The sequence below is a fragment of the Sphingobium agrisoli genome, from assembly GCF_041877245.1.
Taxonomy (GTDB): Bacteria; Pseudomonadota; Alphaproteobacteria; order Sphingomonadales; family Sphingomonadaceae; genus Sphingobium.
The window spans coordinates 1-12,674 of record NZ_JBHDJI010000010.1 but is presented as its reverse complement, the minus strand read 5'-3'; the positions used below and the strand labels follow the sequence as shown (position 1 = coordinate 12,674).

The following is a 12,674-nucleotide window of genomic DNA, read 5'->3' as shown; positions in this document are numbered from 1 at the left end:
CCGCGTCTTGTGCTTGTTACCCGGCCTTCGCCGGGCAACAGAAGGGCAGACGAAGAAATCAAGCCGCGCCCTTCGAGGACGGCGTGTTGACGCCCATCGACTTGAGATAGGCCTTGATGTTGCGTGCCGCCTGCCGCAGCCGCTGCTCATTCTCGACCATGGCGATGCGCACGAAACCCTCGCCATCCTCGCCATAGCCGACGCCCGGCGCGACCGCGACCTTGGCGTGGGTGAGCAGTTGCTTGGAAAACTCCAGCGACCCCATGTCCTTCAATGCCGGCGGCAGGGGTGCCCAGCAGAACATCGATGCACGCGCCGGGGGAATGTCCCACCCCGCGCGGCCGAAACTCTCCACCAGCACGTCCCGGCGCTTGTGATACAGCTGGCGGTTCTTCTCGACAATGTCCTGCGGCCCGTTGAGCGCGGCGCAGGCCGCCGCCTGGATCGGCGTGAACGCGCCATAGTCGAGATAGGATTTCACCCGCGTCATCGCCGCGATCAGCTTGCGGTTGCCTACCGCGAAGCCCATGCGCCAGCCGGCCATGGAATAGGTCTTGCTGAGCGAGGTGAATTCGATCGCGACGTCCTTCGCGCCGGGCACCTGGAGGATCGAGGGAGTCGGGTTGCCGTCATAATAGAGTTCGGAATAAGCCAGATCGGAGAGCACCCAGACCTTGTTTTCCTTCGCCCAGGCGACCAGCCGCTCGTAGAAGGCGAGGTCCACTGTCTCCGCCGTCGGGTTGGAGGGATAGTTCACCACCAGGATCGAGGGGCGCGGCACGGTGAAGGCCATGGCGCGATCCAATGAGCGGAAATAATTCTCGTCCGGCGTCGTGGGCACCGACCGGATCGTCGCGCCGGCGATGATGAAGCCGAAGGTGTGGATGGGGTAGCTGGGATTGGGGGCCAGCACCACGTCGCCCGGCTCGGTGATCGCGGTCGCCAGGCTGGCCAGCCCTTCCTTCGATCCCATGGTGACGACGACTTCGGTTTCCGGGTCGATATCGACGCCGAAGCGGCGGCCATAATAGTTGGCCTGCGCCTTGCGCAGCCCCGGAATCCCGCGCGACTGCGAATAGCCATGCGCGCTCGGCTTCTGCGCCACCTCGATCAGCTTCGCGATGACATGATCGGGGGGCGGCAGGTCGGGATTGCCCATGCCAAGGTCGATAATGTCCTCGCCCGCGGCCCGCGCGGCGGCCCGCATCGCGTTGACTTCGGCGATGACATAGGGCGGCAGGCGCTTCATGCGGTAGAATTCTTCGGACATTATGGGGCTTTCCTGAAAGCTCTCGGTAGGGAATAGTGCGTCACGCGCCGTTTGGGCGTCACATTCGCGCTATAACCGGCCGTCGAACGGCGCGCCAGAGAAAGCGGTCCGCGCACCGATGCCAGGAGGAGGACAGTGGCCATGGAACAGAACGACATTCTGGAACCGCGGCTGCCGACCCTCACCGACATGCAGCAATGGACGCAAGTCATCGGCCGCGCTCAGCAGTTGATGCTGGAGCAGGCCGCCGGTCTCACCGGCCAGGCGCCGCCATTCGACCCCGAGATCGTCGCCCGCATCCAGAGCAGCTTCGCCGACGAAGGGCTGGCGCTGTGGCAGCGCTTCCTCGATTCGGGCGGGCTGCTGCGCGACCGGCCTGAGCCCGCCCCGGCGGACAGTCCCGCCGCGCGCAAGGACCGGCGCTTCGCCGATCCCGCCTGGACCGAACATCCCTTCTACGACCTGATCCGCCAAAGCTACCTCCTGCTCTCCGACTATCTTCTGAAGATGGCTGACGCGGTCGACGGGGTGGATGCCAAGCAGAAGGCCAAGCTGCGCTTCGCGACGACCGGCCTGCTCGACGCGATCGCGCCCAGCAATTTCGCCTTCACCAACCCCCAGGTCGTGCAGAAGACGATCGAGAGCGGTGGCGAGAATCTGGTCAAGGGGCTCAACCATATGCTGGCCGACATGGAGAAGGGCCAGCTCACCCATACCGACGGCACCGCGTTCGAGCTGGGCCGTAACATCGCCTCGACGCCTGGCAAGGTGATCCATGAAACGCCGCTCTACCAGCTGATCCATTATGCGCCCTCGACCGATACGGTGCTGGAAACGCCGCTCCTCATCTTCCCGCCGTGGATCAACCGCTTCTACATCCTCGATCTCTCGCCCGAGAAGAGCTTCGTCAAATGGGCGGTGGATCAGGGCCTGAGCGTCTTCCTCGTGTCCTGGAAGTCGGCCGATGCGTCGATGAAGGATTTGGTCTGGGATGATTATATCATCGACGGGCAGATCGACGCGATCGACACGGTGCGCGATCTGCTGGGGGTGGAGAGCGTCCATACCATTGGCTACTGCGTGGCGGGCACCACGCTCGCCGCGACGCTGGCGTTGCTCGCCGCGCGCGGGGAGGCGGGCAAGGTGGCGAGCGCCACCTTCTTCACCGCGCAGGTCGATTTCAGCAAGGCGGGCGACCTGACGCTGTTCGTCGACGATGAACAGATGAAGCTGGTGGAGCAGCTGTCGGCGGGCGGTTTCCTCGACGGGCGCTACATGGCCGCGACCTTCAACCTCCTGCGCGGGCGCGACCTCATATGGAACTATGTGGTCAACAATTACCTGCTCGGGCAGGATTATCCGCCCTTCGACCTGCTCTACTGGAATGGCGACACGACCAACCTGCCGGCGCGCTGGCACCGCGATTATCTGACCCAGCTCTATCGCGACAATCTGCTGGTGGTGCCCGGCGCGATCACTATCGCGGGCACGCCCATCGATCTCACCCGCATCACGACCCCGGCCTATGTCCAGGCAGGCCGGGAGGACCATATCGCGCCGCTGGAAAGCGTGTGGAAGCTGACCGAGCATTTCGCCGGGCCGACGCGATTTCTGCTCGCAGGATCGGGCCATATCGCCGGCGTGGTCAATCCGCCGGCGGCGATGAAATATCAATATTGGGCCTGCGATGTGCCCCAACCGACGCTGGAGGCGTTCCTCTCGGCGGCGAAGGAGACCAAGGGCAGCTGGTGGCCCGACTGGCGCGCCTGGATCGAGAGCGTCGATTCGCGCGCCGTGCCGGTTAAGGGCGCGCGGGTGCCCGGCGGCGGCAGGCTCAAGGCGATCGAGGACGCGCCGGGTCGCTACGTCAAGAGCCGGTAAAGCCTCGATTTTCCGAGGCTGCGACAGGCTGCGCCCGGGCTGCGGCAAACCGCCCATGGCACTTTTGTTGCAGTGCACAATATCCCTTGCAATAGCCTACGCCTTTCTATATTGTGCACTGCAACAAACGGAGGATGGTCATGGCCGATACCCCGAAGCCCGGCAGAAGGCCCGGACGTCCCAAGGCGGCGTCCGCGACCCTGTCGGCGAGTGAAGTTTTGAAGGCTGCGGAAACCGCTATCGCTCCGCCAGTCGCCGCCAAGCCCGCGCGCAAGGCGGTCCAGGCGGCGGTGAAGCCGATCGATACCAATCCGTCGCGCAAGGCACCCCCGCCCGCGCCGGAAGAACCCAAGGAAACGCCGCCTCCGCCGCCTGCGCCGACGGATCAGGTGGCGGTGATCGCAGCGACCACGGCGGTCGATGCGGCCCCAGAACCCGAAGCCGAACTGGAAGCACCGCTTCCCGGCGCCAGTAAAAGCCTGCCGGAAACGGCAATCGAAGACGCAGTGCCGCTGCCCGCATTAGAAGGAACCACGATGATGAACGACGTGATCGAAACCGGAAAGAAATTCGCCGAGGACACCAAGGCCAAGTTCGAAACCGCCTATGCCGACTTCAACGAGAAGACCAAGGCGCATGTCGAGAAGTCGACCAAGGCGATCGAGGAAATGAGCGACATCGCCAAGGGCAATGTCGAAGCGATGGTCGAAGCCGGCAAGATCGCGGCCAAGGGCATCGAAGTGCTCGGCCAGGAAGCGGTCGACTACACCCGCAAGAGCTTCGAGAAGGCGACCGCCTCGTTCAAGAGCTTCTCGACCGTCAAGACCCCGACCGAGTTCTTCCAGCTCCAGAGCCAGATGCTCTCGTCCAGCTTCGACGACTTCACCAAGGAAGCGGCCAAGCATAGCGAAGCGATGGTCAAGCTGGCGGGCGACGTGGCCCAGCCGCTCACCGCGCGCGTCACCTTGGTCACCGACAAGGTGAAGTCGCTGGCGGCTTGATCGCCTGACGCCAGTAACAGGGCATGAAGGGCGTCTCTCCGGCAGGAGGGGCGCCCTTTGTCTTTGGTGCATCGGCGGCAACGGGCGGCGGCAGGCCCCTTGCCATGGCGGCCCGAATCGCCATATTCTCGACCATCATGACAGATGAAGCGCAACTTTATGCAGGCCCCGTACTGATGGCGGGCCGGGACCAGGACGATCAGGGCGACAGGCCCGGCGGTCCGGGCGTCGGCATCGCCACGCGGACCCGCGCCCGCACCAAGAAGCCCTCGCTCTACAAGGTGTTGATGCTGAACGACGACTACACGCCGATGGAGTTCGTCGTCCATGTGCTCCAGAGCTTCTTCCGCATGGATATGGAGGAGGCGACCCGGGTGATGCTGCATGTCCATCAGCGCGGCGTGGGCGTGTGCGGCATCTTCAGCTATGAAGTCGCCGAGACGAAGGTCAATCAGGTCATGGACTTCGCGCGGCAAAACCAGCACCCGCTGCAATGCACACTGGAAAAGGCCTGACATCAGACAGACCGGGCTTCAGGTTACGCGGCCCCTGCCGCCACCGGTCGTGAGTGTTTGTTAAGGATGGCGGTCTAATACTCGCCGCCTATGCCGCGGCCCGTTCTTCGCCATCCTTCTCCCCTGTCGCCGATCGCGACCGGCATCATCTATTTCGTGGCCGCCTGCGCGGCGCTCATGGTGTCGCGCTTCGAAGGCGGCCTGGCCTTCATCTGGGGCGCGAACGCCTTTCTGATGGCCGAACTGCTGACCTCGCGGCGGCGCCATTGGCCTCGCGCGTTGCTCGCCTGCGCGCCGGCCAGCGCGGCCGCGACGGCGCTGCTCGGCATGGGGCCGCTCGCAGCGGTGCCGATGGCGGCGATCAACATATTGGAGGCACTGATCGTCGCGATCCTGTGCCGCCGTTTCGTGCCGGATCATCGGGTAATCGGGTCGACCCGGCCGCTGCTGGTCTTCATCGTCGCGCTGTGCGGCGTCGCCAATGTCGTGGCCGGGCTGCTCGCCGCGAGCGTGGCCGCCCTGCTGACGCCGGTCTCCTTTGGCCACTCCTTCCTGCAATGGTATAGCGGCCATGTGCTGGGGGGGCTGGTCTTCGCCCCGATTCTCATCATGATGCTCCAGGGCGAGGCGGGTCGCTGGTGGCGCGAAAATCCCACCGCGTCCAAGATCGAGGCGGCGGCGCTGCTGCTGGCCTTCACGCTGGCCGTTGTCCACGTCTTTTACTGGGCGCGCTACCCGCTGCTGTTCGCGCCGCTCCTGCCGCTGGTGCTGATCGCATTCCGGGTCGGTCAGATAGGGACCGCCGCCTCGGTCATCATCCTTGCCATGGTGGGCGGCACCGCCACGATGTCGGGACAAGGACCGCTGATGCTGGTCGGCGAGAATATGGGTCAGCGGGTGCAGTTCTTTCAATTCTATCTGGCGCTGAGCTTCCTGCTTTGCATGCCGGTCGCCGCCGAACTCACCATGCGGCGGCGGCTGTTCGAGATGCTGGCCGACAGCGAGACCCGCTTTCGCGCGATCGCCGAGCATAGCGGCGACGTCGTCCTCAACCTCAGCATCGACGGCACGATCCTCTATGCCTCCCCTTCCGCGCATGAACAGATCGGCTGCGCGCCCGACCTGCTGGTGGGCCAGGCGGCCAGCAACCTGGTCGACCCGCAGGACCGCGCCGCCGTCATCCTGGCGCATCGCAGCGCACTTGCGGGGCCGGGCAGCGCGCACAGGGTCGAGTTCCGCCCGCATCTATCGTCCAGCGTCACCATCTGGTGCGAGATGGTGACCCGCGCCGTCGTGGACGAGCGCGGCCGGCCGTCCGGCGTCGTGAGCACGGTCCGCGACATATCCAAGCACAAGGCGCGGCAGGATATCCTCCAGCAGGCGGCCGCACGCGATTCGCTGACCGGCGCGGACAGCCGCCGCGCTTTCCTGGAGAAACTGGACCGCGAGATTGATCGGGCGAGGGCTGGCGCGCGATCCTGCCTGCTGCTCATCGACCTCGATCATTTCAAGTCGGTCAATGACCGCTACGGCCATGGCGCGGGCGACCGGGTGCTGAGCGCCTTTGTCGAGCGGCTGCGGCCGGGCCTGCGCGCGGGCGATAGCATCGGTCGGCTGGGCGGCGAGGAATTCGCCATCCTGCTGGTCGACATCGACATCGACCGGTCGAGCGCATTGTGCGAGCGGTTGCGGGCCCGCTTGGCCGATCCCGTGCCGGTCGCGGAGGATGAAGCGGTGCTCGTGACCTTCAGCGCCGGGCTGGTCGCGCTCGATGGCGCGTCGCCGCGCTCGGCGATGCTGGAAGCGGCGGACAAGGCGCTGTACCGCGCCAAGCATAGCGGCCGAAACTGCCTGCGCCTTGCTGCCTGAACCGAGACGCCGGCCACCCGCTTTTATTCACAATGATATGTTGTAACTTTAGATGGCCTGGCCTATGTACCGCCCACGATGAAGCTAACGCTCCGCCATGCGCTGATGACCGGCCGGATCGATCGGATCGCGATCGCGCTTTCGGGGCTGTGCGTCGCGCACTGCTTTGCGACCGCCGTCATCCTGGGGTTGCTGGCCTCGGCTGGCGGCGTCTTCGAAAGCCCGATCTTTCATGAGGCCGGGTTGGTGCTCGCGATCCTGCTCGGCGCAATCGCGCTTGGCCATGGCGCGATCGTCCATGGCTATATGATGCCGGCGGCGATCGGATCGCTGGGGCTGGGCGTTATGGCGGGGGCGCTCACCATGGACCATGGCTGGCAGGAAAGCGTCTATACGCTGATCGGCGTCGGCATATTGGCGCTGGGTCACGATCTCAATCATCGCGCGGGGCGCTGACCCGACTTTCGGCCGCTTTGGCGGCCAGCCGGCCGCCCTGGCCTCAGTCCAATATGTGCATCACCATCGGCGTATCGAGCAGGCTGTCCGATCCGGCCAGCCGGTCGAGCGTGTCGCGCACACAGCGCTCCTGCCCCGCATGGGTCACGATCGCCACCAGCACCCCCTCGCTCTGGCTCGCGCCGCGCTGGATCATCGATTCGATCGAGACCCCGGCATCGCGGGTCGCCGCCGCGATCTCGGCGAGCACGCCGGGCCGGTCCTGCACCTTGAAACGCAGATAGGCGCGGCCGATCCGCGCGCCGGCGTCCGCCTTGTGCTGGGGCAGCAGCGCGGCGACCGGCATGGCGAAGGCGTCGCCATATTCGTCGCGCGCCACGTCGATCAGATCAGCGACCACGGCGGACGCGGTCGGACCGTCGCCCGCGCCCCGCCCCTGGAAGAAGAGGCGACCGACGAAGTTCCCCTCGGCCACGACCGCGTTCAGCGATCCGTCGACATGGGCGAGCGGGTGGTCGAATGGCACCAGCATCGGATGGACGCGCTGGAACAAGCCTTCCGGCCCATTTTGCGCCATGCCGACCAGGCGGATGCGAAAGCCCAATGTGGCCGCTTCGGCAATGTCGGCGGCGATGACGTGGCGGATGCCGGTGGTGGCGACCGCGCCGAAATCCAGTTCGGTGCCGAAGGCGAGACTGGCGAGAATGCTGAGCTTGTGCGCGGCGTCCACCCCGTCGATATCGAAGCTTGGATCGGCCTCGGCATAGCCCAGTTCCTGCGCCTCCTTCAGCACCTCGGCAAAGTCGCGCCCTTCCTTCTCCATCGTGGTCAGGATGTAATTGCAGGTGCCGTTGAGGATGCCGTAGACCCGGGCGATCTCGTTCGCCGCCGCGCCCTCGCGCATCCCCTTGATGACCGGGATGCCGCCCGCGACAGCCGCTTCATATTTGAGCGCGATGCCGCCCTGTTCGGCGAGGCGGGCGAGGTCGAGGCCATGATGCGCCAGCATCGCCTTGTTCGCCGTGACGAAGGGCTTGCCAAGGGTGAGGCATTGGCGCGCTAGCGTCAGGGCAGGGCCATCCGCGCCACCGATCAATTCGACCACCACATCGACATCGTCGCGCGTCGCCAGCGTCGTCATGTCGTCCACCCATTCATAAGGGGTGAGGTCGACGCCGCGATCCTTGTTGCGATCGCGCGCGGAGATGGCGACCACCTGGATCGGGCAGCCGGCACGGCGGGCGATCAGGTCGCCATTGGTCTCCAGCAGCCGGATGACGCCGCCGCCCACCGTCCCGAGACCGACGAGCGCGACGCGCAGCGGGGCATGGCGGTGTAGATTTGACATGGCGGCTTTACTTCCCTGGCGGCTCGTTTGCGTCGACGCGCTGATAGCGGGCGGCGCCGGCCTGTCCAAGGAAAACAGAGTCAGCCGGCGTTGCGGGTACGGCCGCAAGGGCCCAGCGCCTGGATGACGACCGCATAGTCCGCCCGCGCCGCCTCGGCGTCCAGCACCGGGAGCGATCGCACCGACGCCGCCGGCAGGGTCGGCGGCAGGGCGCAGGCGAGGCGATACCAGAGCAGGCTGCCGGGTTCGGGCGGGCGCGCGGCCTCGTCCACGATCTCGCCGAGCGCAACCGCCCAGCGCGGCGGCTGTCCTGGCCGGCGGAGGATGGAGAGCGAGACCGGATCGCCATTTTCGGTCCGCAGGAAGATCTGCGTTTCGCCCTCGCCCGCGATCGTGCCCGCAACATGGAATGCATCGCCCAGGCCCAATATCCGAGGCGGGGCGTCCCGCGCGACGAGGCTGGAGATCACCGCCTTCACGCGCGCCACGCTATCGGCCGTGGCAGGGATTTGGGCGTCGGGGGCGATAAGCTGGATTTCGCCCGGCCGCCCGCCGCCGCGCGCGAACAGGATCATCTGCGCCTTCTTGAGCTTGGGCGGCTTGCCGCGCCGGTCCACCGGCGCGTCATAAAGATAGGTGACGGACGGGCTGATGCCCCCTTCGCCGCGAATCAGGCCCGTCACATCGGCCTCGACAAACAGCCGCCGATGCCCCGGCGCGACGTCGGGCGCCTGCTCGGGCTTGAGCATTATGATGTTGCGAATCCGCACATTGGCAACCAGAGGCGCGGGCTCGGCAAGGTCCACCATGTCCGCATAGGACAAGGACTGGGGCACCGCGGATGATGACGCTACCATTTTTTCGACCTGCGCCGAGGCCGGGAAAACTGCGGAATATGCGGCTGAAATGAGGCATAGCGGGCCAAAGGTCGAACGGCATATGGAGGGTTTCATTTTCTGCTTCGTCCTATTGTTTCAGCCCGTGGCAATGATGTCACAGGCAAGTCTTTCCGATGCCAATTGGTAAACGCAAGTGTGCATATCGATAAAGCGTTTGCGTGCCACGATGCGCCGCGATAGGAGTTTGCGCGGTAGCAAATGGACGGATAGGGGCCACAGGTGACCGGGATTAGTCCGGCCAGCTAGGGTCGTTTTTGGCTGATTTGTATAAACCATTGGTAAGTTGAGTTAAGGAGTGTCGTTGCCGAATGGCCTATGCTGACCACTCGCAAGGATCGAGTCGCACGATATCGATCGTCATCGTCGCCCTGATTCACGCTGTTCTCGGCTATGCCTTCGTCACCGGTCTTGGCATGAAATATGTCAAAAAGGCGGCGGAACAGCTGAACGTGATCGACGTGAAGGAGGAACCGCCACCACCGGACGAGGAGCCGCCGCCGCCGCCGCCAGACCAGCCGGTCGAGCCGCCGCCGGTTGTCGCCCCGCCGCCGATCGTCCAGACGCCGGCCCCGGCTCCGCCGATCCAGACCGTGCGGACACCGCCCCCGGTGTTCAACCCGGTTCCGGTCGCCGCGCCGCCCCCGCCGCCGCCCGCGCCCCCGCCGCCGCCTTCGGTCGCGAAGCCTCTGTCGCCGCGCGGCAATCCTGGCTCCTGGGCAACGCCGGAGGATTATCCGCCGCGCGCCTTGCGTGAGGAAAAACAGGGTACGACTGGCCTCCGCCTGGAAGTCGGCGCTGACGGCCGTGTCACCAACTGCTCGGTGACATCCTCAAGCGGATCGTCGGAACTCGACGAGACAGCCTGCAAGCTGGTCACCCGGCGCGCACGGTTCAATCCGGCCGAGGATGCAGGCGGTAACAAGATCGCATCGAGCTATTCGACGCGCATCCGGTGGCAGATTCCGGAATAGTCCTTAACGGGAAGGCAGGCGCTCCCCGCCGCCTTCCCCCCGCACGATCTTATTGAGAGGGAAGTCTTGAACATGTTGATTCATCTCGCAGCCGCGGCCCCCAAGCCGGAAAACCCCTATGGCCTTTGGGAAGCCCTTGAGCAGGGCGGCACCATTGCCTGGACCGTCTTCATCATCCTGGTCGGCATGTCGATCGGCACTTTCTACATCCTGTTCACCAAGCTGATCGAACAGCAGAAGGTGATCAATCAGGGCAAGAAGGTCCGCGCGACCTTCTGGCGCGCCGGTTCGCTCAAGGAAGGCGCTGCCAAGCTCGAAAAGAACTCGGCGTACAAGCAGATCGTCGATGACGGGATCAAGGCGCAGGAAGAGCATAGCAAGCTCAAGGATCCGGTCGAAGCGCATGACTGGCTGCACGGCTCGCTCGCGCGTTCGGAAGGCGCGATCAACTCGTCGCTCGGCGGCGGTCTGGCGTTCCTCGCGACGGTCGGTTCGACCTCGCCGTTCATCGGTCTGTTCGGTACCGTTATCGGTATCTACCGCGCGCTCATCAAGATCGGCGCCGCCGGTCAGGCGTCGATCGACGCGGTCGCCGGCCCGGTCGGTGAAGCGCTCATCATGACCGCGCTGGGTCTGGCCGTCGCGGTTCCCGCGGTGCTCGCCTACAACTTCCTGCAGCGCCGGAACAAGGCGATCGCCGAGCAGCTCAACGGCTTCACCGTCGACCTGCTGGCCTATCTGGTCTCGGACGGCGCCGTGAAGCCGACCCTGGCTCCGGCCCCGGCTGCGCCCGCCGCCAAGCCGGCCGCCGCGCCGACCAAGGCCTGATCGGTCTCTTGACGCCGGCGAAGGGGACCGGGCGGCGGCTGCGACCGCCCGGTTCCCCGCCGACCATGGCCCCCGCGCTTCCCATGACGGGGCGCCATCGACACCAAGGTTAGGATAATATCAATGGCAATGAGTGTTGGCTCAGACGGCGGTGACGACAAGCCGATGTCCGACATCAACACGACGCCGCTCGTCGACGTCATGCTGGTGTTGCTCATCATCTTTCTCATCGCGGTCCCGGTCGTCGTTCAGTCGGTCGATCTTCAGCTTCCCAAGGTGGCGTTCGAGCCGACCACGACGAAGCCTGAAAATGTGTCGCTTTCGGTGACAGCGGCCAGCGACGGCAGCTGTGCTGTCTTCTGGGGCATGACGCCGGTCAGTTCGAGCGAACTGCTCGATCGCGCCGTCGCCAAGCTGGAAGCGGACGTCAAGAAGGCGGGCGGGGTCGAGAATATGACGCCTGAGGATCTGCCCGAAGTGCATATCCGCGGCGACATCAACGTCCCCTATCGTTGCATCGGCGGTACCATCTACACGATGCAGCGGGCCGGTTTCCCCAAGGTCGGGTTCATCTCCGAGCCGGAGCCGGGCCAGGGCGTCCAGCGGCTTTAATCTAGGAGTAGTCTCCCATGGCAATGAGTGCCGGCCGCGATGACGGCGAACCGATGGTGGAAATGAACACGACGCCGCTGATCGACGTCATGCTCGTTCTCCTCATCATGTTCATCATCACCATCCCGATCCAGACCCATGCGGTGAAGATCGACCTGCCGCAGAACGCGCCGCCGACCGACAGCGTCGTCGACCCGGTCAAGAACAAGGTGGCGATCGACGCAGGTGGCGTCATCACGTGGAACGGATCGCCGATCGACCTGCTGACCCTGCGTCAGTATCTCCAGCAGTCGTTGCGGCTGCCGGTCGAGCCGGAACTCCAGTTCCAGCCGGACGCGCAGACCCGCTATGTCGTCGTTGACGAGGTGCTGGCGGAAATCAAGCGTGCGGGCGTGACCAAGCTGGGTTTCGTCGGCAACGAACAATATGGCAATTTCTGATCGCTGACGGTTCCGCGCCGCACCGGTGCCAAGACTTCCCGCTTCGCCGGGATTGTGGACCGGACCTGTTACGATCATGCCAAGAGACAAGGGCCGCCTCATCAGGCGGCCCTTTCCGTTTGTGCGCGGCGCGCGCGGCGCTTAACCTTTTGCTTACCTCCATGGCCGATTATGCCGCCGCAAGCGACGTGATCGACGGGCCATGGGTGCGGAACGACTTCTCGAATATGACCGGAAAGCGCGGGCCGCGGAACGTCGCCACGTGCAGATCGCGGTCAAGGTGCGGCGGCCCGGCGAAAGCTGGTTCACCAGCCGCATCACCGATGTGTCGGTCAGCGGCTTTCGCCTGCAAAGCTTCATGAAACTCATGGTGGGCAGCGACATCTGGATCATGCTGCCAGGGTTCGAGGGGCGACGCGCCCGGGTCACATGGGCGCAGGCGCATGAAGCGGGCTGCGCCTTCGAGCGGCCGCTGCATCCCGCCATCCTGGACCATATCGTCCGGCTAGAGTCGGATGACATTAGATTGATCCGTACCCCGAGTTGGTGAGATAATTGCGGCATTCGGCGGGACTGAAGGTATC

The 12,674-nt window shown here is 65.0% G+C and carries 13 protein-coding genes; 10 read left to right on the top strand and 3 right to left on the bottom strand.

Going from position 1 to position 12,674, the window contains the following annotated elements; all coding sequences use genetic code 11:
* Positions 1-58 precede the first annotated feature (58 nt).
* Positions 59-1,270: an LL-diaminopimelate aminotransferase gene (locus ACETPF_RS15565; protein ID WP_373935465.1), complete on the bottom strand. Its 1,212-nt coding sequence runs from the start codon at positions 1,268-1,270 to the stop codon at positions 59-61.
* 141 nt (positions 1,271-1,411) lie between these two features.
* Here ACETPF_RS15565 and ACETPF_RS15560 point away from each other — a divergent pair, with 141 nt between their 5' ends.
* From ACETPF_RS15560 to ACETPF_RS15540, 5 genes are all read left to right on the top strand, one after another.
* Entirely contained in the window at positions 1,412-3,151 is a 1,740-nt protein-coding gene (locus tag ACETPF_RS15560; RefSeq protein WP_373935597.1) for a PHA/PHB synthase family protein, read from the top strand.
* Between the two features lie 140 nt (positions 3,152-3,291).
* On the top strand, positions 3,292-4,152 hold the full coding sequence (locus tag ACETPF_RS15555) for a phasin family protein (RefSeq protein ID WP_373935464.1): 861 nt from the start codon (positions 3,292-3,294) through the stop codon (positions 4,150-4,152).
* 137 nt (positions 4,153-4,289) lie between these two features.
* Entirely contained in the window at positions 4,290-4,667 is a 378-nt protein-coding gene (clpS, locus tag ACETPF_RS15550) for an ATP-dependent Clp protease adapter ClpS (RefSeq protein ID WP_373935463.1), read from the top strand.
* A gap of 90 nt (positions 4,668-4,757) precedes the next feature.
* Positions 4,758-6,536, top strand: a complete 1,779-nt coding sequence (locus tag ACETPF_RS15545) for a sensor domain-containing diguanylate cyclase (RefSeq protein ID WP_373935462.1) — start codon at positions 4,758-4,760, stop codon at positions 6,534-6,536.
* 78 nt (positions 6,537-6,614) lie between these two features.
* Positions 6,615-6,992, top strand: a complete 378-nt coding sequence (locus tag ACETPF_RS15540) for a MerC domain-containing protein (RefSeq protein ID WP_373935461.1) — start codon at positions 6,615-6,617, stop codon at positions 6,990-6,992.
* Positions 6,993-7,035: 43 nt separating this feature from the next.
* On the opposite strand, the gene ACETPF_RS15535 is transcribed toward ACETPF_RS15540, so the two are convergent.
* Both ACETPF_RS15535 and ACETPF_RS15530 read right to left on the bottom strand, forming a co-directional pair.
* Complete coding sequence (locus tag ACETPF_RS15535; RefSeq protein ID WP_373935460.1) at positions 7,036-8,340, bottom strand: homoserine dehydrogenase; 1,305 nt, start codon at positions 8,338-8,340, stop codon at positions 7,036-7,038.
* A gap of 80 nt (positions 8,341-8,420) precedes the next feature.
* The gene (locus ACETPF_RS15530; protein ID WP_373935459.1) at positions 8,421-9,293 is read right to left on the bottom strand and encodes a hypothetical protein; all 873 of its coding nucleotides are present in this window, start codon (positions 9,291-9,293) and stop codon (positions 8,421-8,423) included.
* 254 nt (positions 9,294-9,547) lie between these two features.
* Here ACETPF_RS15530 and ACETPF_RS15525 point away from each other — a divergent pair, with 254 nt between their 5' ends.
* The 5 genes from ACETPF_RS15525 to ACETPF_RS15505 all read left to right on the top strand — a co-directional run bounded on the left by ACETPF_RS15525 (position 9,548) and on the right by ACETPF_RS15505 (position 12,640).
* On the top strand, positions 9,548-10,210 hold the full coding sequence (locus tag ACETPF_RS15525) for an energy transducer TonB (protein ID WP_373935458.1): 663 nt from the start codon (positions 9,548-9,550) through the stop codon (positions 10,208-10,210).
* Between the two features lie 72 nt (positions 10,211-10,282).
* Positions 10,283-11,038, top strand: coding sequence for a MotA/TolQ/ExbB proton channel family protein (locus ACETPF_RS15520; RefSeq protein WP_373935457.1), 756 nt, complete (start codon positions 10,283-10,285; stop codon positions 11,036-11,038).
* A 123-nt stretch (positions 11,039-11,161) separates the two neighbouring features.
* Positions 11,162-11,650: an ExbD/TolR family protein gene (locus tag ACETPF_RS15515; protein WP_373935456.1), complete on the top strand. Its 489-nt coding sequence runs from the start codon at positions 11,162-11,164 to the stop codon at positions 11,648-11,650.
* Between the two features lie 17 nt (positions 11,651-11,667).
* Positions 11,668-12,090, top strand: coding sequence for an ExbD/TolR family protein (locus tag ACETPF_RS15510; RefSeq protein WP_328281476.1), 423 nt, complete (start codon positions 11,668-11,670; stop codon positions 12,088-12,090).
* A 202-nt stretch (positions 12,091-12,292) separates the two neighbouring features.
* On the top strand, positions 12,293-12,640 hold the full coding sequence (locus ACETPF_RS15505; protein ID WP_373935455.1) for a PilZ domain-containing protein: 348 nt from the start codon (positions 12,293-12,295) through the stop codon (positions 12,638-12,640).
* Positions 12,641-12,674 lie beyond the last annotated feature (34 nt).

Bases quoted from the DNA above. Each gene is read 5' to 3' on its own strand.
- ACETPF_RS15565 (WP_373935465.1), bottom strand. From the start codon at position 1,270: ATGTCCGAAGAATTCTACCGCATGAAGCGCCTGCCGCCCTATGTCATC.
- ACETPF_RS15545 (WP_373935462.1), top strand. From the start codon at position 4,758: ATGCCGCGGCCCGTTCTTCGCCATCCTTCTCCCCTGTCGCCGATCGCG.
- ACETPF_RS15560 (WP_373935597.1), top strand. From the start codon at position 1,412: ATGGAACAGAACGACATTCTGGAACCGCGGCTGCCGACCCTCACCGAC.
- ACETPF_RS15525 (WP_373935458.1), top strand. From the start codon at position 9,548: ATGGCCTATGCTGACCACTCGCAAGGATCGAGTCGCACGATATCGATC.
- ACETPF_RS15515 (WP_373935456.1), top strand. From the start codon at position 11,162: ATGGCAATGAGTGTTGGCTCAGACGGCGGTGACGACAAGCCGATGTCC.
- ACETPF_RS15555 (WP_373935464.1), top strand. From the start codon at position 3,292: ATGGCCGATACCCCGAAGCCCGGCAGAAGGCCCGGACGTCCCAAGGCG.
- ACETPF_RS15540 (WP_373935461.1), top strand. From the start codon at position 6,615: ATGAAGCTAACGCTCCGCCATGCGCTGATGACCGGCCGGATCGATCGG.
- ACETPF_RS15510 (WP_328281476.1), top strand. From the start codon at position 11,668: ATGGCAATGAGTGCCGGCCGCGATGACGGCGAACCGATGGTGGAAATG.
- ACETPF_RS15530 (WP_373935459.1), bottom strand. From the start codon at position 9,293: ATGAAACCCTCCATATGCCGTTCGACCTTTGGCCCGCTATGCCTCATT.
- ACETPF_RS15535 (WP_373935460.1), bottom strand. From the start codon at position 8,340: ATGTCAAATCTACACCGCCATGCCCCGCTGCGCGTCGCGCTCGTCGGT.
- ACETPF_RS15520 (WP_373935457.1), top strand. From the start codon at position 10,283: ATGTTGATTCATCTCGCAGCCGCGGCCCCCAAGCCGGAAAACCCCTAT.
- ACETPF_RS15505 (WP_373935455.1), top strand. From the start codon at position 12,293: ATGGGTGCGGAACGACTTCTCGAATATGACCGGAAAGCGCGGGCCGCG.
- clpS (WP_373935463.1), top strand. From the start codon at position 4,290: ATGACAGATGAAGCGCAACTTTATGCAGGCCCCGTACTGATGGCGGGC.